34 protein-coding genes and 1 pseudogene are annotated in these 16,081 nt (G+C 37.3%); 33 read left to right on the top strand and 2 right to left on the bottom strand.

Translation table 11 applies throughout. The features are described from left to right. Positions 1-17 precede the first annotated feature (17 nt). From FQT67_RS08735 to FQT67_RS08620, 27 genes and pseudogenes are all read left to right on the top strand, one after another. Positions 18-293: a DNA-binding phage protein gene (locus FQT67_RS08735; protein WP_046176841.1), complete on the top strand. Its 276-nt coding sequence runs from the start codon at positions 18-20 to the stop codon at positions 291-293. Continuing rightward, positions 290-430: a hypothetical protein gene (locus FQT67_RS10830; RefSeq protein ID WP_172601565.1), complete on the top strand. Its 141-nt coding sequence runs from the start codon at positions 290-292 to the stop codon at positions 428-430. The genes FQT67_RS08735 and FQT67_RS10830 overlap by 4 nt, the downstream gene beginning before the upstream one ends. 125 nt (positions 431-555) lie before the next feature. After that, complete coding sequence (locus tag FQT67_RS08730; protein WP_027970310.1) at positions 556-723, top strand: DUF6290 family protein; 168 nt, start codon at positions 556-558, stop codon at positions 721-723. Between the two features lie 181 nt (positions 724-904). Further along, on the top strand, positions 905-1,348 hold the full coding sequence (locus FQT67_RS08725; RefSeq protein WP_046176840.1) for a hypothetical protein: 444 nt from the start codon (positions 905-907) through the stop codon (positions 1,346-1,348). A 115-nt stretch (positions 1,349-1,463) separates the two neighbouring features. After that, positions 1,464-2,288, top strand: coding sequence for a DnaD domain protein (locus FQT67_RS08720; protein WP_046176839.1), 825 nt, complete (start codon positions 1,464-1,466; stop codon positions 2,286-2,288). Further along, a complete protein-coding gene (locus FQT67_RS08715) occupies positions 2,269-2,502 on the top strand; it encodes a hypothetical protein (protein ID WP_046176838.1) in 234 nt (77 codons plus the stop codon). The genes FQT67_RS08720 and FQT67_RS08715 overlap by 20 nt, the downstream gene beginning before the upstream one ends. Further along, positions 2,499-2,639 carry a hypothetical protein gene (locus FQT67_RS08710; RefSeq protein ID WP_000166038.1) on the top strand — a complete coding sequence of 47 codons (141 nt, stop codon included), beginning with the start codon at positions 2,499-2,501 and terminating at the stop codon, positions 2,637-2,639. Before FQT67_RS08715 ends, FQT67_RS08710 begins: the two co-directional genes overlap by 4 nt. Before the next feature lie 8 nt (positions 2,640-2,647). Next, positions 2,648-2,854: a hypothetical protein gene (locus FQT67_RS08705; protein WP_046176837.1), complete on the top strand. Its 207-nt coding sequence runs from the start codon at positions 2,648-2,650 to the stop codon at positions 2,852-2,854. A gap of 161 nt (positions 2,855-3,015) precedes the next feature. Further along, a complete protein-coding gene (locus tag FQT67_RS08700) occupies positions 3,016-3,498 on the top strand; it encodes a siphovirus Gp157 family protein (RefSeq protein ID WP_046176835.1) in 483 nt (160 codons plus the stop codon). Beyond that, positions 3,499-4,173 (top strand): ERF family protein, encoded by a 675-nt coding sequence (locus FQT67_RS08695; protein ID WP_046176834.1) that lies wholly within the window; start codon positions 3,499-3,501, stop codon positions 4,171-4,173. Continuing rightward, positions 4,166-4,585, top strand: a complete 420-nt coding sequence (ssb, locus tag FQT67_RS08690) for a single-stranded DNA-binding protein (protein ID WP_046176833.1) — start codon at positions 4,166-4,168, stop codon at positions 4,583-4,585. Before FQT67_RS08695 ends, ssb begins: the two co-directional genes overlap by 8 nt. Before the next feature lie 11 nt (positions 4,586-4,596). Beyond that, positions 4,597-4,803 carry a hypothetical protein gene (locus FQT67_RS08685; RefSeq protein WP_046176832.1) on the top strand — a complete coding sequence of 69 codons (207 nt, stop codon included), beginning with the start codon at positions 4,597-4,599 and terminating at the stop codon, positions 4,801-4,803. Beyond that, a complete protein-coding gene (locus FQT67_RS08680) occupies positions 4,803-5,243 on the top strand; it encodes a RusA family crossover junction endodeoxyribonuclease (RefSeq protein WP_046176831.1) in 441 nt (146 codons plus the stop codon). Before FQT67_RS08685 ends, FQT67_RS08680 begins: the two co-directional genes overlap by 1 nt. Further along, on the top strand, positions 5,240-5,596 hold the full coding sequence (locus FQT67_RS08675; RefSeq protein WP_046176830.1) for a hypothetical protein: 357 nt from the start codon (positions 5,240-5,242) through the stop codon (positions 5,594-5,596). Before FQT67_RS08680 ends, FQT67_RS08675 begins: the two co-directional genes overlap by 4 nt. Beyond that, complete coding sequence (locus tag FQT67_RS08670) at positions 5,593-5,841, top strand: hypothetical protein (RefSeq protein WP_046176829.1); 249 nt, start codon at positions 5,593-5,595, stop codon at positions 5,839-5,841. The genes FQT67_RS08675 and FQT67_RS08670 overlap by 4 nt, the downstream gene beginning before the upstream one ends. After that, entirely contained in the window at positions 5,838-6,119 is a 282-nt protein-coding gene (locus tag FQT67_RS08665) for a nucleotide modification associated domain-containing protein (protein WP_046176828.1), read from the top strand. The genes FQT67_RS08670 and FQT67_RS08665 overlap by 4 nt, the downstream gene beginning before the upstream one ends. Then, a pseudogene (locus tag FQT67_RS10980) lies at positions 6,109-6,301 on the top strand (hypothetical protein). The gene FQT67_RS08665 and the pseudogene FQT67_RS10980 overlap by 11 nt, the downstream one beginning before the upstream one ends. Beyond that, positions 6,298-6,474 (top strand): hypothetical protein, encoded by a 177-nt coding sequence (locus FQT67_RS08655; protein ID WP_046176827.1) that lies wholly within the window; start codon positions 6,298-6,300, stop codon positions 6,472-6,474. Before FQT67_RS10980 ends, FQT67_RS08655 begins: the two are co-directional and overlap by 4 nt. Then, positions 6,471-6,743 (top strand): hypothetical protein, encoded by a 273-nt coding sequence (locus tag FQT67_RS08650; RefSeq protein WP_080937715.1) that lies wholly within the window; start codon positions 6,471-6,473, stop codon positions 6,741-6,743. The genes FQT67_RS08655 and FQT67_RS08650 overlap by 4 nt, the downstream gene beginning before the upstream one ends. 1 nt (position 6,744) lies before the next feature. Further along, a complete protein-coding gene (locus tag FQT67_RS08645; protein ID WP_261308905.1) occupies positions 6,745-7,101 on the top strand; it encodes an HNH endonuclease signature motif containing protein in 357 nt (118 codons plus the stop codon). After that, the gene (locus tag FQT67_RS08640) at positions 7,098-7,997 is read left to right on the top strand and encodes an N-6 DNA methylase (RefSeq protein WP_046176825.1); all 900 of its coding nucleotides are present in this window, start codon (positions 7,098-7,100) and stop codon (positions 7,995-7,997) included. Before FQT67_RS08645 ends, FQT67_RS08640 begins: the two co-directional genes overlap by 4 nt. After that, positions 7,994-8,668 carry a DNA methyltransferase gene (locus FQT67_RS08635; RefSeq protein ID WP_046176824.1) on the top strand — a complete coding sequence of 225 codons (675 nt, stop codon included), beginning with the start codon at positions 7,994-7,996 and terminating at the stop codon, positions 8,666-8,668. The genes FQT67_RS08640 and FQT67_RS08635 overlap by 4 nt, the downstream gene beginning before the upstream one ends. 12 nt (positions 8,669-8,680) lie before the next feature. Next, positions 8,681-9,232, top strand: coding sequence for a DUF1642 domain-containing protein (locus FQT67_RS08630; RefSeq protein ID WP_053042314.1), 552 nt, complete (start codon positions 8,681-8,683; stop codon positions 9,230-9,232). Further along, on the top strand, positions 9,229-9,399 hold the full coding sequence (locus FQT67_RS10825) for a hypothetical protein (RefSeq protein ID WP_172453886.1): 171 nt from the start codon (positions 9,229-9,231) through the stop codon (positions 9,397-9,399). The genes FQT67_RS08630 and FQT67_RS10825 overlap by 4 nt, the downstream gene beginning before the upstream one ends. Next, positions 9,392-9,565, top strand: coding sequence for a hypothetical protein (locus FQT67_RS10820; RefSeq protein WP_158001801.1), 174 nt, complete (start codon positions 9,392-9,394; stop codon positions 9,563-9,565). The genes FQT67_RS10825 and FQT67_RS10820 overlap by 8 nt, the downstream gene beginning before the upstream one ends. Positions 9,566-9,927: 362 nt before the next feature. Beyond that, positions 9,928-10,365 (top strand): DUF1492 domain-containing protein, encoded by a 438-nt coding sequence (locus FQT67_RS08625; protein ID WP_003052405.1) that lies wholly within the window; start codon positions 9,928-9,930, stop codon positions 10,363-10,365. 635 nt (positions 10,366-11,000) lie between these two features. Beyond that, on the top strand, positions 11,001-11,873 hold the full coding sequence (locus tag FQT67_RS08620; RefSeq protein ID WP_053042313.1) for a hypothetical protein: 873 nt from the start codon (positions 11,001-11,003) through the stop codon (positions 11,871-11,873). Positions 11,874-11,938: 65 nt separating this feature from the next. Here the strand turns inward: FQT67_RS08620 and FQT67_RS08615 are convergent, their stop codons facing one another. Beyond that, positions 11,939-12,316, bottom strand: coding sequence for a type II toxin-antitoxin system HicB family antitoxin (locus FQT67_RS08615; RefSeq protein WP_046176823.1), 378 nt, complete (start codon positions 12,314-12,316; stop codon positions 11,939-11,941). A 51-nt stretch (positions 12,317-12,367) separates the two neighbouring features. Continuing rightward, positions 12,368-12,553 (bottom strand): type II toxin-antitoxin system HicA family toxin, encoded by a 186-nt coding sequence (locus FQT67_RS08610; RefSeq protein ID WP_001132273.1) that lies wholly within the window; start codon positions 12,551-12,553, stop codon positions 12,368-12,370. A 100-nt stretch (positions 12,554-12,653) separates the two neighbouring features. Here FQT67_RS08610 and FQT67_RS08605 point away from each other — a divergent pair, with 100 nt between their 5' ends. From FQT67_RS08605 to FQT67_RS08585, 6 genes are all read left to right on the top strand, one after another. Continuing rightward, the gene (locus FQT67_RS08605; protein WP_046176822.1) at positions 12,654-12,992 is read left to right on the top strand and encodes an HNH endonuclease signature motif containing protein; all 339 of its coding nucleotides are present in this window, start codon (positions 12,654-12,656) and stop codon (positions 12,990-12,992) included. A gap of 170 nt (positions 12,993-13,162) precedes the next feature. Beyond that, positions 13,163-13,630, top strand: a complete 468-nt coding sequence (locus FQT67_RS08600) for a phage terminase small subunit P27 family (RefSeq protein WP_023080043.1) — start codon at positions 13,163-13,165, stop codon at positions 13,628-13,630. Between the two features lie 2 nt (positions 13,631-13,632). After that, a complete protein-coding gene (locus FQT67_RS08595; RefSeq protein ID WP_046176821.1) occupies positions 13,633-13,863 on the top strand; it encodes a hypothetical protein in 231 nt (76 codons plus the stop codon). A 3-nt stretch (positions 13,864-13,866) separates the two neighbouring features. Continuing rightward, positions 13,867-15,621, top strand: a complete 1,755-nt coding sequence (locus FQT67_RS08590; RefSeq protein WP_046176888.1) for a terminase TerL endonuclease subunit — start codon at positions 13,867-13,869, stop codon at positions 15,619-15,621. Beyond that, a complete protein-coding gene (locus FQT67_RS10815; RefSeq protein WP_023080038.1) occupies positions 15,618-15,785 on the top strand; it encodes a hypothetical protein in 168 nt (55 codons plus the stop codon). Before FQT67_RS08590 ends, FQT67_RS10815 begins: the two co-directional genes overlap by 4 nt. Further along, entirely contained in the window at positions 15,782-16,048 is a 267-nt protein-coding gene (locus FQT67_RS08585) for a hypothetical protein (RefSeq protein ID WP_003055359.1), read from the top strand. Before FQT67_RS10815 ends, FQT67_RS08585 begins: the two co-directional genes overlap by 4 nt. Positions 16,049-16,081 lie beyond the last annotated feature (33 nt).

Raw genomic sequence — 16,081 nt, 5'->3', positions numbered from 1 at the left:
TATGAGGTAATTTTATCATGGATAGCAGATTATTACAAATGCTAGATGAGTTTGAAGCAGGCCTTATTGATCGCAAGGTCAAAGTCATGAAAATGATTAACAATGAGACGGAAATTTATCCGCTAGAACTCAATAAAAAGCAAGTTAGTAAGATGTTTGGGGTTGACCCTAAAACATTTGACGCAAGATTTAACAGCCACAAAGATTTCCCACGTATTGAAACGGGAGGTCGGGAAAAATACCCACGAGATTTAGTCATCGAGTGGTATCACAGAAATTGGAGTATAACATGAAACTATTAGATTTTATTTTTGCGAAACCAAAAAAACAGGAAGAAAAACCAAAATGGACGATTGAAAACAACGGTTGGGAAGCTGGTACACGTAGATATAACCAGTTGCATGGTTTGCCTGGCAAGCAGGTTTGGTAGAAACCACATAGTCCTTTGACAACTGAATAGGGTACCTTGAAAAAATATTAAAAAAGTTTGATTTAGGGGTTGACTTATGTCTGACAAAAGGGTTATAATAATTATGTCAGACGAAAGGAGGAGTTATGACTGACAATCAACGAAAAATAGGTCGCCCGACAACTGACCCTAAGAATCTTCGTGTGACGATAAGGTTTAATGATGAGCAAAGTCAAAAAATAAAGGACTATTCTCAAAAGAACAATCTTACCACGTCTGAAGTTATTAGAAAAGCTGTTGACGACCTAAAATAAAAAATGACCCTGCAACGTAATCTACTTTGGCGAGCTGATACGTTACAGAGTCCCCGACCTGAAAACAGGTACACAAATATATTATCATGTGTACCCTTTTCAGTCAACCTGACAAGGGTATTTTTTGCGCCCTTGTCGTTTAGATAAGGGTTTTTATTGTACCCAAAAATAGGAGGACTGTATGAAAACTTACACATTAACTGAAGAAGAATTAAATGAATTAGTAGCCGAGCGCATGAAACAAGCGAAAGAAAAACGTACACCACAAGGACTATTCAAAGATGTCAGCTTTGATGATGAATTGATTCCGATCAATGAAAAATATCCTAAGATTGTTGAAAAATTCAACGAAGCTGGTGGATACAACCCAACTAAAAACGTCTTTAATCAAATCCCTCATTATTTTGGTACGGATAACGAAATTATTTCTTACAGTGATGTTGCGGCTAGAGATGTTCACGACAATATCCGAAAACTTGTTCTTAGTGTTTTCGGCAAGACACAAAACAGAAAATTGCTAGAAGAGGAATACGACCAAGCACTAGAACTTTACAAGGAATTGAAAGAGTGGTTTGTGTCTAGCTATGATAAGCGATTAGAGGGATTGGTGCTAGAAGATGATTAAAAAATTCTGCGTTAACTACTTACTAAAACAGATTGACAAAAGCAAACTAGAAACAAGAGATAAAGCGAAGTTGAACCACTTTATCACACTAGTGGACTACAAGTTAGGAGGATAAATGGCACAAAAAAGGATGTTTAGCAATATAATCACTGACACAGATCGTTTTCTTGACATGCCAGCGTCATCGCAAAACTTGTATTTTCATCTTAATATGCATGCAGACGATGATGGTTTTGTAGATTCACCTAAGCGGATAATGAGAAATGTTGGCGCAGGGAACGACGATATGAATGTATTGCTATCAAAAAAATTCGTTTTGAACTTTGATAGCGGAATTATCCTTATTAAAGATTGGAAAATACATAATGTCATTAGAAAAGATATGTACAAACCTACTGTTTACACAGAGGAAAAGAGCCAAATAATTGTTGACGATACAAAGTCGTACCAGCTTCGTAACGAATACGTACCACAGAATAGATTAGATAAGGATAGGTTAGATAAGAATAGATTAGAGGAGGATAGAGGAGGATATACTCCGCCACCACCAAAATCAAATCTCAATTTTGGTCAATTTGTCAGAGCTGAGGGGCTAAAAGCAAATGAAAATCATATTCAGCGATTATTAGATTATATCGGTCTTGATGGGATGGATATGGATTTAGTCAAGTTAGCCATCACTAGAACAACTGAACAAGGAATAGTGGCTCCTGCTTACACTTTTAGCATTCTAGATAACTGGAAGAAAAAAGGTTTTACAACCGTTGAACAAGCTAATCAAGAGCAAGAAGGGTTTGAACAACAAAAATCAAAAACATTGACAACTACTTCACGTAAATCCAACGTCCCTAGCTGGTCGAATCCAGACTACCAAGATCCGACGTATGATGATTTAAAAGTAAATCCAAGTGAGGTACCAGATGGATCAGGAGATTTTTAGTGGGTTCAATACCTTGCTTAAAAAAATGTATGGCAAGCAGGCCAGTATAGAGACCTTTAACCAATTTGTCGAGTATTGCCAAAAAGGAAAAGAGGCAAACGGGGTTAAACCTGTATTAAATCCTATCAACCTATACGCATTTGGGCTTGGCATTACAACAGCAGAAGCAGACCGGTTGAGAATAGAGCGATATAAACAGGAGAATGTGTTATGACAAAACAACATAGAGAGACGCTTATCTGGTACCGAGCAAGCCATCAAGAGCGTGAGAAGCTGCTTGATTTTGGGCTAGTTGATAAATCACAGTACGTGACACTATTGCGGCAATTGCGCAAGAAATATGCGATTTAGGAGGAAGTATGACACCAGAACAAGTAGAAAAAGCAAAATTAAGAGCTAAACAAGAACTTGGAACGTTTAGTATCTACCTTTACCAGGCAGTTGATGAATTCGGTGGAATATTAACTGCGCAAGAAGTCTTTTTGGCAGCGGGTTTTACCTATCTTGGCGCAGGTCAAACAGACATACATGCGGCCGTCGAGGGGTTGTATGAGCAAGTTCGATGACTTTAAATTTAGCGAAGACTGGGAGAGTAACTATTTTGAGGTCCAAGCTTTGCTAGGACAAGAGATAGACAAGTTACAAAATAGGGTCATAGCGCTAAGCCAGGAAAACAATAGATTAAAAGCCGAAAATTGGCAACTGAAACACAGAAAGAAGAAATAACATGGCTTATTTATACGAGTTAGAAGGTATTTACGCACAATTACAGTCAATGGATTTAGACGAAGAAATATTCCAAGATACACTTGACAGCATCGATTTCCAGTCAGACTTGGAAAATAACATTGAGTATTTTGTCAAAATGTTAAAAAATGCGCAGGCTGATGCCGAAATGTATAAAGCCGAAAAAGAAGCTTTTTATAAAAAGCAAAAACAGGCGGAAGCAAAAGCGGAAAAATACAAAGAGACGATCAGGCACGCAATGGGATTGAGCCAAAAGAAAAAAGTTGACGCTGGAATATTTAAGGTGTCTTTGCGGAGAAGTAAAAAAGTTGAGATTTTGGACGAAACAAAAATTCCTCTTGATTACATGCAAGAAAAAATTGAATACAAACCAAGAAAAGATGAAATCTCAAAAGCTTTGAAATCTGGGATTGATATATTTGGAGTTGAACTAATCGAAACAGAAAGTTTACAGGTGAAGTAAATGAGCATGACTTTTGCAGAACTGCAGACAAAGATGCAAATAACAAAAACGACAAAACAAGGGGTGAAATATACTTTCCGCAATGCAGAAGATATTTTCACACACTTTAAAACGCTAAATAGCGGATGGGAATTGACGGTATCTGACGAGTTGGTGGAATTGATCGGTAGAATTTTTATCAAAGCAACAGCAACTGCTAGACTTGGTGATGAACAACACCAAGCAACGAGATATGCTGAACTAGACAGTGTGCCTGTTTTAAATACTAAAGACTATAAAACAGGAGAGCCTAAGCAGATACAACAAATGCAAGTCCCGCAATGGACTGGTGCAGTGAGCTCGTACGCAGGCAAGTATGCTTTGCAAGGGCTGTTTGGAATTGGCGAGGAAGATGTAGATGCGATTGCTATAGAAGATACGCAACGCAAAGAACAAAAAAAGACACAAGAGGCAACTTTTAAAACTCCTAAAATAAGCAATATCCAAGTAGAGACTTATAAATCTGATCTAAGCGATATTGCAAAAGCCAAAAACCAAAGCGTGGAAGAGCTAACAAAATGGCTAACCGATACTTTAAAAGTGGAGGCACTAGAAGATTTGCATACGGAACACATTGTTTCAGCGGACGAATTGATTAATAAACTCAAAAAGAAAGCAGGACTAAAAAATGATTAATAATGTTGTACTTGTAGGTCGCATGACCAAGGATGCCGAACTTCGCTACACACCAAGTCAAGTGGCTGTAGCTACGTTCACACTTGCGGTAAACCGCAGATTTAAAGAGCAAAACGGAGAGCGAGAAACGGATTTCATTAACTGTGTGATTTGGCGACAGTCTGCCGAAAATCTAGCAAACTGGGCTAAAAAAGGTACTTTAATCGGCATCACAGGGCGTATTCAGACACGTAACTATGAAAATCAACAAGGCCAACGTGTCTATGTGACGGAAGTTGTCGCAGAAAGCTTCCGAGTGTTGGAAAGTCGCAATCAACAATCTGGACAAGGCAACTCTTCGCAGAACGATAACAGTCAATCATTTAGTAATTCAAACCCGATGGATATCTCAGATGACGATCTTCCATTCTAAGAGGAGTTCTTATGGAGCAAAAAAAACGCAGACAAAGAATATATGCGGTCTACGATGACGACGTTTTTGTTGATATTGGCACAAAACATGAGCTAGCAGAGAGGCTGGGCATTTTAGCCAACTCTATCACGTTTATGGCGTCGCCATCATATAAAAAAAGAAAACCTAACGGCAGACACGCAGTGTTCATCGGATATGACGACGATTTGGAGGAGTAGTGGTTAAATTTACAATACCGATTGAGCCAAAACCTCAAAAGCGCCCACGCTTTAGCAGATGGAGCGGGGCTTACGAAGACAAAGATATGATGGCTTGGAGGAAACAAGTCACAGACTACGTAAAAAACAATTATGATGGACCTTATTTTGATGACAGTATAAAGAATGATGTCACCTTTTATCTAAAAGCACCGAAATTGATGTCTAAAAAGCCATCAGAGCGTGCTAGGGATAAGACTAAACAAAAGTATCAAGACTACATAAATGAGCGCTTATATGTGCCAAATAAGCCCGATTTGGACAACCTTGAAAAAGCATTATACGACAGTATATCAAAAGCGGAAATTGTGTGGATAGATGACAACATCATTGTCGAGCACACTACACGGAAGATATATAGTCCAAATCCCAGAATCGAGGTGGAAATAAACGAATTATGACACTAGTAGATGATTTTTACAAACAAATGGAGCCGTCAATCAAAGCGTTTTTAGACGACAACATTATAATCACGGATCCAGAAGAAGCTGACAGAGTGTATAAATCTGTCAAATACTATAAAAATCTTAATAGATTGCCACCTCCGAACGTGTTGGACTGGTTTAAACAAATCTACACGACTGAGGAAATGGTAGCCTTAATTAAGCAGTCTTACCGTCTTAAACAAAAAAAGACGGACGAGGATGACGAAATCTATGAAAAGTGGATGTTTAAAAATTATGGTAACGTTAAGCTTGTCAAAAAAATCAAGCGTATGGATGCACTCACTAAAGCATGGGAGATGGGACTATGAAAAGACGCAGGCAGTTTAATAAAGATATTAAATACACACCTAAATCTTACAATAATCTGTTGCCTTATGATGTAGTGGAATTATTAATAGCCCGTAGAGACAAAACAAAGGTGTCTGACGAAGTTTTAGCAGACAAGATAGGTATTTATGCTTGGAAGCTAAAAGCGCTCTTAAAACGCAAAATATTGCCAAATAAGAGCGAGTGTAAATTGATTATAGATTTTTTGAGAGAGGTAAAAGGATGACAGATAAAATTAATCCAGAATCAATGCAAGTAGCATTTGATAAAAACTATCAAACATTTTTAGCAAAAAACGCAGATTACGGAAACTCTTTTGAAAAGTCGCTTGACGACCTCGGAATCATCGCTGGAATCGTCCGTATAGCCGATAAATACAATCGGGTGTGTAATCTTATCAAAAATAAACAAAACGTCTCAGAGAGCCTCTCAGACACGTTAAACGACATGGCTAATTATTGTGTGATGTTAGCTGTCTGGATGAAAGAGCAAAATGATTACTAAAAAACACGTTGTGAGAGTTTTACAACAAAGGCATTACAGCGACTTACATAGTTTATGACAAGAGATTGTTTACAGAGCATGAGTTCGCAACAAAAAGAGAAGCGATGCAGTTTATTAGACGGCTAGAGCTAGCTAATGATAAGCGATCGACGGAATATTTTTTGAGAGAGGTAGATGAATGAGAAAAGAAGAATTAATTGAAGAAATAGAAGATGAAATCAATGACATAGATCTTTTGATTGACGATTACCAATGTGAAATTGACGAATTAGAACGAGATGTAGATGAATTAGATACTCGAAAAGATATTTTGGTGCGTAAATTAGAGAGCCTATTGGAAAGCGTGGAAGAATGATTGAAGAACAAGAAATACTTGACTGTTTAGTTGACACAATGTTTCAGCAAGAGCAGAAGATCAGCAGACGAAACCATATCATCACTTTTTTGGCTATTATGCTGATTGTCGTATCAGGGCTTGGCATATCACTTAAAAATTACTACGAGCCACAAATATACGGACTACGCGCTCAGCTAAGCAGGACACAAAAGCAGCTTAAACGTGCTAGTGAGGATAGAGCTAGACAGACTAAACGGATTGCGGAATTGACCGGGAATGGGGGATAGTGTGAGACGTAAATCGATTAGCAAAAAAACTAGGCAACTAGTACTTAAAAAATATGACTGTCACTGTGCCTATTGTGGAAAAATGCTTGATATTAAAACGTTAAGAGTTGACCATTTGATACCATTTAGGAATGGTGGAGCTGATGACATCAGTAATTATATGCCAGCTTGCCAATCATGCAATTTTTATAAGTCAACACTTACTTTAGAAAAGTTTAGAGAGCAAATTATGACAGTACACGAGAGGATCATGCAACCATTTATCAGCCGATTAGGTGCCGATTACGGAATTGTTAGTATAAAACCTTTTGACGGCAAATTTTACTTCGAAAAAAAACTGGAAACGGGGGATAGATGAAAGAACACAATAACCGCAAAAAAGCTAATAAATTTGCTGAGTATATCACTGGTGCTGAATTACGTAAATACACGGCTGAAAAAGTTAAAAAATACTGTGGTGATAATCCGTCTGTATTTGATGGAGCAGGTGGTTCTGGGCAACTTGAGCAATTTATCCAACCGTCAATATTTACAGCGGTGGAAATTCAAAGTGAAGCATGCGAAGTCTTACAAGAAAATTTTCCAAGTGCAAATGTGATTAACAATGACTTTTTCTTGCACAATGAAACAGAAAAATACGATGCTGTTGTCATGAATCCACCGTTTTCGCTAATGTTTAAAGAGCAGTCAGACCAAGCTAAAGCGAAAATTCAAAAGCTTTTCCCTTGGAAAAAGTCAGGGAAAGTCGATGACATCTTTTTACTAAAGTCGCTAGAATATTCAAAGCGCTACGGATTTTACATTATGTTCCCTGGAATTGCTTATCGTTCGCTTGAATCAAAAATGAGAGAATTAATTGGAAATCAATTGCTAGAATTAAATACGATTGAGAATGCTTTTGAAGATACACCGATCTCAGTAATTTTTATCGTTATTGACAAAGAAAAAACGACTGATGAATGCAGTCGAGAACTATATGACTGTAAAGCTAAAAAGCAATTAACATCAGACAAGTGGAAAATCAATCACGAAAATTGGGAACAAATCAGGATTGAAGTTGAAAAAGAAGAGATTAACATTGATGAACTGAATAGCGAATTGGATAAGTTGGTCCTTGATCATTTAGAAAACCATCTTGCTAGCCAGTTGATGTTGATACAAACGTTTCAAGCAGACATTAACTATTTAGGATTTATTTCAAAAGCGTATGACGTTTTGAATAAATACGAGTTATATTACAATTTTGGAGGGTGAGATTGTTTACTAATGAGGACTGCATGCAGTTAATGGCCAGGTACCCTGATAAATATTTTGAATTAGCTATTGTTGACCCACCTTATTTTTCAGGTCCCGAAAAAAGAAATTACTATGGTCGCAAGGTTAGCCCTATAGGCGTCAAACGTTTATACGGCAAGACTTCTGAATGGCATGTTCCAGATGAGAAGTATTTTGATGAACTCTTCAGAGTATCCAAAAATCAAATTATCTGGGGTGTCAATTACTATGATTATCATTTTAGCTCGGGACGTATAGTTTGGGACAAGGTCAATGGGCAGTCTAGTTTTTCAGACTGCGAGATAGCTTATTGCAGTTTTTACGATAGCGTGCGACTGTTTCGTTATATGTGGAATGGCATGATGCAAGGTAAGTCAATATCGGAAGGTCACCTTCAGCAAGGGAATAAGTCTCTAAATGAGGTTAGAATCCACCCTACACAAAAACCAGTCAATCTCTATCTTTGGCTATTGCAAAATTATGCTCAGGATGGTGACAAAATTTTAGATACTCACGTAGGCTCAGCTAGCTCTTTGATAGCATGCGAAGAGCTTGGTTTTGATTATGTTGGGTGCGAGTTAGACAGTAGTATCTACACGTTGGCCAGCGAAAGAATAAATAAATACAGAAGTCAATTAAAACTATTTTAACCGAGGTACAAAATGAACATTGAAGAAGCGAAAAAAATAGTAGACAAATCGTCAGTAGATAGTGATGAGCTTTGGAAGATTCCAATGATTCCAGCCCATAAGGTAAAAGCCTTGCTTGACACACTCGACCAACCAAAACCAGAAATTCCGCAGTTTGTGGCGGATTGGCTAGAAGGATTGAAGAAAGAATTTCCCGACAACTTACCTAATCAACTCTATCATGTTACAAGGCAAGGCTGGGGTAATGGATTGGAATATAAAGATAGTAAAACCAAAGAAATGAAAACTCTTTATAACTGCGGGGGAAAAATTAAGAAAGATTTAGTTAACGCTCTTATTTACGGCTACACAGTCAAAAAAGAAAAGCTGTACAAAGTCAGAGATAAACGACTAAGCCCTAACCAAAATTACTTAAATTTTGATAAGAATAGCGAATGTTGGTTATTTTCTAACGGAATTAGTACTTTATCTCTTAATGCTAGCCACACTAGAAAAGCTTTAGAAGAATCAGGTTTTAATGTATTTGATGACGATAATTACGAAGTTATTGAGGTGACGGAATGAATAAAAGAGAAATCAAAAATTTAGTAAATAGGCTAAGTGATTTAATTGATAAATGTGAGAACGACTTTGAAGTAATGATATTTAACCCTGATGCAACATTTGACTTATTATACGAAAGTCACTCTGCGCTGTCAAAAGTGTTAAAGAAAGAGGTAACAGATGACTGAAGAATTAGGAGTGTTGCTTGACAAGGAAGGAATTGAATACGTAAAAATGGTATTTGATGATGGCTTTGTCTGGACGGTACGCAACCCACTAAACGCTGCGTTGCTTAAACGCCAAGAAGCAGAGCAGTTCCCACAGTTTACGTGGGTGCCACTGACAGATTTATAACCCCACGCAAGCGCATAAGAGCCTGCAGTGGCTCTGTGGGGGTAGGACCTGGAATCGTCCTTAAACTTACCCTAGAAACCTTCAATCTTTTATCAGCCTTGCGAATTGTCAAAGGTTCGTAAGGTGTAGACCGAAATTAATTAAAAAAGGATGTGATAAGAATCTCCTTGACCAAAAAAACAAAATCTAACGCTGGTTATCGGTCACTGGCTATTATGCAAGGCGCTAACACTGACATACTGCGCCTGTGTCAAAATAAAAAGGAAGAGAGGGCTTTTCTCCACAAAACAAAAAGACGTCCATGCAGAACGCCTTCATGATTAAAAATTCCTAACAATATTATATCATGAATGGAGAGTTAGATGGGCAACATTCCGACAACAAAAGCTAATAATTTTTTGGAAGAATTAAAGACTATCCCACATCTCATAGAGACCCTTGAAAGAGACGCTAACCTAATGAGTCGGTCGCTTGTTAAGTCTCCTCAGTGGTCCGATATGCGAGTGTCTGGTGGGGTTAAACAATCACAGGAAGACAAAAACATAAAGATGCTGCATATGGTTAGCTATTATAGTGATCAGATTGAGCGTTTAAAAGACCGTCGACAAGAAATGGCTAATTTGATTGTGCAAAGCATGGGCATTTGTGAGAGTCACGTTTTACTAACGACCTATCTTGACTGTGATGGGGACTATGAGAGAGCCAGAGAACGTTTGAACATAGGTAATCGTAATAAATACTTTATGTTTGTCAGAAGAGGTAAGGAAAGTCTGGAATTGATACTAAAAAATACTAATTAGATACAAATTGATACTACATAATACTAATTACAGTGTTAATATTGTAGTATAGCAAAATAACAAGAAGAGATAACCATTTTACCAACTGACTATTTTATTTAGTCGCCAACTTTAACTACGGTCAAACTTGTTATTTTACTAAAGCTTAGTAGCTTTGCGTTAAAGGTGTTAAATTACTCGGTTGAACCGGTCGGGTAAGTCGCAAATGTGAAGAGAGTTGTTGAGACGTGAGAAAATGTCATGTGCACGCATCTTATGATATTGCAGGTTCGAATCCTGCCGTCTCAATACCAGCTATTTCCAAATTGGAAACAGTTGGAAAAGACAATCCCCCCATTCCTTTAAAGGCAGATACGTTCTGATATGGGGCTTTTTTAAGGCTTAGCGATTGCTAAGTCGATGTCAAGGTTGGACAAGACAGTGCCAACCGACATATTAACCGCAAGTCCAAAACCAAGGGTCGCAACCTTGCTTGTGGTTAGTGGGGACAACGGTTGTAAGTCGGTTCGATTCCGACTGTTCCTGTTGCATTTAATGCAAACTCCATATTTTTATCAAAAAGCCTATTATACCTATTGTGTAAGGGCTTTGTTAATAGTATTATTAAAGTGATAAAAAAATTTGGAGAGTAGAATATGGCTTCAGAAGGCGAAAAAAGAATTGCTTTGCATATATCAGGCGAAGCAATGGATGATGACAAAGGATATGAATTAAAATATCTCATTAAATCGTTACAAAGTTTCGAGAAAATATCTGAGAAGACTTATTTGTTTTTGATTAACGAGAGTAGAATGACCGCAGAAAATGCTAACGATTTCAAAGTCTATATATCAGATATTAGACCCGGTTCGTTCAAAGCAGACGTTATTCTTTTTTGTCAAACATATATATTGCCTTTAGTGCCAATTGTTGGAGATCACGGAGATTTGATTTGGGAATGTATTTTAAACTCTTTTGATTTTTTGAAAAAAGTCTCCGCAGCTAAGAAAGAAGGAAAAACTGTGCATATTGAAAACAACGGAGATAAAGCAATCGTTATTGTAAACAACGGCAATGATGTTACCATTAATAATTATGAATACCCAGGTTATGTATCAGAGTTAGGTGAACATTTAGCACCTCATTTTACAGAATTAGCTAAAGTTATTAATCCGAAGATAGAATCTGTTAATTTCGGCTCTGATGTAGGAGATTTGACATTAGACTCAAATAATGCAGATTTATTTAAAAAACGCTCTTATCTGACGGAAGAAAATTTTGAGATAGTTGGTGAGATAACTGTATTAAACTCACATAGTTATACAGGGAAAATAAAAATATCGGATAATCAATCATTTGATGAAGGCGAGTATAGTTTTGAAGTTGCGAAAGATTTACGTTTCCCAGAGTTTTTACAATCGGGAGTGTTACATAAAGTTAGCTATATTTGCTGTAAAAAGATAGTTTTCGACCCAACTAGTCCATTGAGCGAGAAAATAGTTGGAGTTAAAATTTTAGAAAAGTTATAGAGACGACTCAGTCATCACATTGTGGTGGCTTTTTATTATGCAAAAAAGAACCACAAAAGTGGCTCTTATGCTTGTAATTTTAATTCAAGCGCTTCAGTAAGGACTTGAGAAAAGTTGAGGTTTTTATCTTCAGCTGCGTCGTTTAACCATTCAGGGATAGTCACGTTTTTGCGGACTTTTTTGGAATGGTATTTTTTCATGTAGGCAACCATATCGATGCCAATTAAAGCAATATCAGAATCACGATACTGTTCTTTTAAATCGGAAACGGAGCTAGCCTTTGGATAATCAGTATAGTCTTCAAGCGCAAAGCCTAAGACTTCGACAGCCATTTCATAAGCCTCTTGAAAGTCTTTACCTTGAGTAATTGCTTCAGGTACATCTGGAAATGTAACCATGATATAGTCTGTGTCTTGTGTAAATGTAGCTGGATAAATTAACATAATGATTCTCCTTTGATTACTGTGAGACAAGCACACCATCTGGCAAGCGGATTATTTTAAACCCGCCTGCTTTAGAATGGTATCTTCAAGACCTTTTCCGAGGTCTTTATTGTGCATTGGAACAATGGTTTGATGTCCGTTATTGTCTCGGAATTTTTTGTGACTTCCGTTTTGACTGACTTCGTAGAACCCATTCTTTTTTAGCAGTTTTATCATCTGCTTTGGGGTCATTGGCATATTGCTTACCTCACCTTCTATACTTATATTATACACATAAACAAGGTGGATGTCAATAGGTATGCGCAAAAAATACGTATTTTTTATTGGAGGTTAGGGTATGAGGCCGCAGAAGCTAATCATTGCTGGAGGTAGACGGATGACAGTCGACTACGACGATAGATCAGCAGAGTATCGTGACTATAATCGTAATCGCTGGAAGTATGATAGGAAGATTAAGCAGTTTTATAACTCTAAGTTGTGGAGAGAAACAAGCAAGCAAGTTCTATTGCAAAACGATTATGTTTGTGCTATGTGCGGCGGGGAAGCTACTATGACTGACCACATTGTCTCAGTTAAGAAAGATTGGAACAAGAGATTAGATTGGAACAACTTGCAAGCAAGCTGTAAAGCGTGTAACGATAGTAAAGCGATACGAGAAAGACGTAAAAACAATTAATAGAAAAACGGGTGTAAAAATTAACAACAGTACGTTAATATTCGGAAACTACCCCCTTCATTTTTAAACGGGGCTATATTGTTCGGAAACTTAAGAACGCGCCCTTTTCCGTGCAAAAAATTCCCTTTTTGAAATTTTTAAACTGTCAATATTCGTGTAAAGGAGGTCTTATGGGAAGAAATTTAAAGCTAGTTGAAACGACAAAAAAACATCTTACAAAAGAAGAAAAAATAACGAGAGAAACCGCGCAAAATAAGGCTTCTGATGGTCTTAAAAAGTTACAAAAGACACCTCCTGAGCATTTTAATAATGTTGCTAAGTACGAGTATAGGAGAATCATAGAAGACCTCCAAAACCTACCCCTAAGAAATCTCGATAGAGGACTATTAGAGTTATATTGCACATGGTATGCTATCTACAAAGAAACAAGTAGAAAACTAGATGAGGTTGGTTATTTTACGAATGATCCAGATAAAGGATTGATACCAAGCCCTCTTATTTTAACGTTGGAAAAAGCCGCTGCGAACATCAGAAGTAGCGCAAGCCAACTTGGCTTGACTGTGGATAGTCGTATGAAAATGTTTATTCCTAAAGAAGAGGAAAAACCCAAGAGTATATTTGATAAATTTGGAGGATAAAAATGGAACGAGTTAAAGAATTTTCTGTTAAGCTGGTAGAAAATGGTAAGTTTCCAATTGTTGAAATCAACGGTGAGAAAATAAATGGTATCACTAAATTAATTGTTAAGTATGATTCAGATGACGCCCAAAACAATCCGTGGGATAATGGTTTTTTAGTGGAGTATATTAGCGAAGAAGATGGTCGGTATTGTAAGCAATCGATAGGTCAATCATTCCGCATAGGTTTGTAGGTGATAAAAGTGGAATACGATTATTCAGCAATCAGCGACATCTATAAAGATGATGCTTTTTATTATGCAAAAATGGTCGTTGATGAACAGATAAAATCAAGTAAGAAAGTATTTAAAGCTTGTTTAAGACATTTGAATGACCTCAAAAGGATAGATAATGAAGATTTTAAGTTTGACTATTTACCGAAAAAAGCAGCTGATCCAATTAACTTTATTGAGATTTTGCCAGATGTAAAAACGGGGAAACCTTACCCGTTGGCGATGTTCCAAAAGTTCATTATCGGGAATTTGTATGGATGGCGAAAGAAAACAGATCATTCCTTGAGGCGATTCAGAAAGGCTATGATTTCTGTTGCTCGTAAAAACGGCAAAACAATCCTGATAGCTGGTATCTTACTTTACGAATTTTTGTTTGGCCATAACCCATCTATGAGCAGACAATTGTTTTGTACTGCAAATGATAGAACGCAGGCTAAAATCGCTTGGGATATGGCAAAGAAGCAGTTATCATCTCTCAGAGCGAAGGACGCTGATGTCAGAAAGGCTACAAAAATTGTCCGTGATGAGCTTAAAAACTTACATGACGAATCATATATCAGAGCACTTAGTCGAGATACTGGGGCTGTAGATGGATTTGAGCCTTATGTCGGTGTCTTAGATGAGTTCGCAGCATCAAAGACTAATGAAATGCTAGAGCTTTTAGAATCTGGTCAAGGTCAGCTTGATAACCCGTTTATCTTGATTATTTCGACGGCAGGGATGGATTTGAATGTCCCTATGCACACAATTGAGTATCCATACATCACTAAGATACTAGATGGAGAAATTGTAGATGATGGCTATTTTGGATATGTCGCAGAACAAGATAATGAAGAGGAAATTAAGGATGAATCAAACTGGATAAAATCCAATCCAATCCTTGAGGTTAAAACTTTACATGATAAGATTATGGACTATTTACGAACTCGTAGACGAGTATCTCTCGAAACAGGGGAAATTAATAAAGTCCTGATTAAAAACTTTAATATGTGGCGTCAATCTAGCGAGGAATCCTATATTGACAAGCAATCTTGGGAACTTGCTCAGATTGATAAACCAGACACCACAAAACGCAGGGTTTGGTTAGGGGTTGATGTTGGGCGTGTGAGTGACTTATTTGCTATCACACCAGTTATTATGATGGATGACTACTGGTATCTTGATAGCTTTTCTTTTGTTGCTACCAAATATGGGTTAACAGCCAAGGAAAAACGAGATGGCGTCTCCTATAGCAATCTGGAACGTCAAGGTTATTGCGAGATAACAACACTTGAAAGCGGGGTTATTGATGATGAGCGTGTCCTAGAAAAAATTGAAGAGATGGTTTACTCAAACGACTGGGAAGTTAATGGAATTTGTTTTGATCCTTATCAATTTGGAACATTACTTACAATGATTGAAAAAAGGCATCCAGAGTGGCCTCTGATTGAGGTTAATCAGACGACGATGGTTTTGAACATGCCGACAAAACAATTCCGTGACGACCTCAAAAAAGGCAAAATAAAGCACTCTGGTAACCCTTTGCTGACCATGGCTGTCAACAATGCCTATATCAAGACTGATAATAATGGCATGAGAATCGACAAGAATAAGAATAGCAATAAGATTGACCCCCTTGATGCTGCTCTTGATGGGTATGCAGTTTGTTACTTAGAGCCATTTGATGGTTCTGGTTACTGGACAAGTGAAAAGATTTTAGGAGGAGAGACGCTATTTTGATTGGTTTTATTTTAAAAAACATACATACATTAATCTTGTTAGTTGGATTAGGGCTGTTAATACACGGTCTTTTTTTGTTTGGTGATAAAGTTGGTTTTATCGCAAGTGGCCTTATATTAATTATTTTGGCTATCTACGTAGATAGCATAGGAGGAAGAAAATGAATAAACGCATTAAGAAAAAACGCAAAATCGAACAAGCTATTGTGTTATTGATTGCAGAAAATGCTATGCAAGCAGAAGCAATTAAGAGTCAAGACAGACAAATTGCAGTGCTAACAGGAATCGTACAACACAACGCTATGGCAACAAACGAAGAGTTAGCGACTGTTAAAGCTGCTACTTTAGATAACCAAGTAGCTATCAAGGCAATTGGTGATGATGTTGACTACATTAAGAAAAATTATAAGCGCAAGTGGCGAACATAGATGTTAATGGTTTAGAAAGGAGGTGAGAAATTT

This window comes from Streptococcus sp. NCTC 11567, assembly GCF_902141215.1.
GTDB classification, from domain to species: domain Bacteria; phylum Bacillota; class Bacilli; order Lactobacillales; family Streptococcaceae; genus Streptococcus; species Streptococcus dysgalactiae.
The sequence above is the reverse complement of the archived record's forward strand: the minus strand, read 5'-3'. Positions and strand labels throughout refer to the sequence as shown.

What these genes read in the sequence shown, in the direction of transcription:
- FQT67_RS08620 (WP_053042313.1), top strand. Translation starts at nt 11,001, where the DNA reads ATGGCTTCAGAAGGCGAAAAAAGAATTGCTTTGCATATATCAGGCGAA.
- FQT67_RS08705 (WP_046176837.1), top strand. Translation starts at nt 2,648, where the DNA reads ATGACACCAGAACAAGTAGAAAAAGCAAAATTAAGAGCTAAACAAGAA.
- FQT67_RS08730 (WP_027970310.1), top strand. Translation starts at nt 556, where the DNA reads ATGACTGACAATCAACGAAAAATAGGTCGCCCGACAACTGACCCTAAG.
- FQT67_RS08630 (WP_053042314.1), top strand. Translation starts at nt 8,681, where the DNA reads ATGAACATTGAAGAAGCGAAAAAAATAGTAGACAAATCGTCAGTAGAT.
- FQT67_RS08610 (WP_001132273.1), bottom strand. Translation starts at nt 12,553, where the DNA reads ATGCCAATGACCCCAAAGCAGATGATAAAACTGCTAAAAAAGAATGGG.
- FQT67_RS08725 (WP_046176840.1), top strand. Translation starts at nt 905, where the DNA reads ATGAAAACTTACACATTAACTGAAGAAGAATTAAATGAATTAGTAGCC.
- FQT67_RS08615 (WP_046176823.1), bottom strand. Translation starts at nt 12,316, where the DNA reads ATGTTAATTTATCCAGCTACATTTACACAAGACACAGACTATATCATG.
- FQT67_RS10825 (WP_172453886.1), top strand. Translation starts at nt 9,229, where the DNA reads ATGAATAAAAGAGAAATCAAAAATTTAGTAAATAGGCTAAGTGATTTA.
- FQT67_RS08685 (WP_046176832.1), top strand. Translation starts at nt 4,597, where the DNA reads ATGGAGCAAAAAAAACGCAGACAAAGAATATATGCGGTCTACGATGAC.
- FQT67_RS08720 (WP_046176839.1), top strand. Translation starts at nt 1,464, where the DNA reads ATGGCACAAAAAAGGATGTTTAGCAATATAATCACTGACACAGATCGT.
- FQT67_RS08715 (WP_046176838.1), top strand. Translation starts at nt 2,269, where the DNA reads ATGGATCAGGAGATTTTTAGTGGGTTCAATACCTTGCTTAAAAAAATG.
- FQT67_RS08735 (WP_046176841.1), top strand. Translation starts at nt 18, where the DNA reads ATGGATAGCAGATTATTACAAATGCTAGATGAGTTTGAAGCAGGCCTT.
- FQT67_RS08710 (WP_000166038.1), top strand. Translation starts at nt 2,499, where the DNA reads ATGACAAAACAACATAGAGAGACGCTTATCTGGTACCGAGCAAGCCAT.
- FQT67_RS08625 (WP_003052405.1), top strand. Translation starts at nt 9,928, where the DNA reads ATGGGCAACATTCCGACAACAAAAGCTAATAATTTTTTGGAAGAATTA.
- FQT67_RS08640 (WP_046176825.1), top strand. Translation starts at nt 7,098, where the DNA reads ATGAAAGAACACAATAACCGCAAAAAAGCTAATAAATTTGCTGAGTAT.
- FQT67_RS08665 (WP_046176828.1), top strand. Translation starts at nt 5,838, where the DNA reads ATGACAGATAAAATTAATCCAGAATCAATGCAAGTAGCATTTGATAAA.
- ssb (WP_046176833.1), top strand. Translation starts at nt 4,166, where the DNA reads ATGATTAATAATGTTGTACTTGTAGGTCGCATGACCAAGGATGCCGAA.
- FQT67_RS08655 (WP_046176827.1), top strand. Translation starts at nt 6,298, where the DNA reads ATGAGAAAAGAAGAATTAATTGAAGAAATAGAAGATGAAATCAATGAC.
- FQT67_RS08650 (WP_080937715.1), top strand. Translation starts at nt 6,471, where the DNA reads ATGATTGAAGAACAAGAAATACTTGACTGTTTAGTTGACACAATGTTT.
- FQT67_RS08600 (WP_023080043.1), top strand. Translation starts at nt 13,163, where the DNA reads ATGGGAAGAAATTTAAAGCTAGTTGAAACGACAAAAAAACATCTTACA.
- FQT67_RS10820 (WP_158001801.1), top strand. Translation starts at nt 9,392, where the DNA reads ATGACTGAAGAATTAGGAGTGTTGCTTGACAAGGAAGGAATTGAATAC.
- FQT67_RS10830 (WP_172601565.1), top strand. Translation starts at nt 290, where the DNA reads ATGAAACTATTAGATTTTATTTTTGCGAAACCAAAAAAACAGGAAGAA.
- FQT67_RS08585 (WP_003055359.1), top strand. Translation starts at nt 15,782, where the DNA reads ATGAATAAACGCATTAAGAAAAAACGCAAAATCGAACAAGCTATTGTG.
- FQT67_RS08675 (WP_046176830.1), top strand. Translation starts at nt 5,240, where the DNA reads ATGACACTAGTAGATGATTTTTACAAACAAATGGAGCCGTCAATCAAA.
- FQT67_RS08595 (WP_046176821.1), top strand. Translation starts at nt 13,633, where the DNA reads ATGGAACGAGTTAAAGAATTTTCTGTTAAGCTGGTAGAAAATGGTAAG.
- FQT67_RS08670 (WP_046176829.1), top strand. Translation starts at nt 5,593, where the DNA reads ATGAAAAGACGCAGGCAGTTTAATAAAGATATTAAATACACACCTAAA.
- FQT67_RS08695 (WP_046176834.1), top strand. Translation starts at nt 3,499, where the DNA reads ATGAGCATGACTTTTGCAGAACTGCAGACAAAGATGCAAATAACAAAA.
- FQT67_RS08700 (WP_046176835.1), top strand. Translation starts at nt 3,016, where the DNA reads ATGGCTTATTTATACGAGTTAGAAGGTATTTACGCACAATTACAGTCA.
- FQT67_RS08605 (WP_046176822.1), top strand. Translation starts at nt 12,654, where the DNA reads ATGAGGCCGCAGAAGCTAATCATTGCTGGAGGTAGACGGATGACAGTC.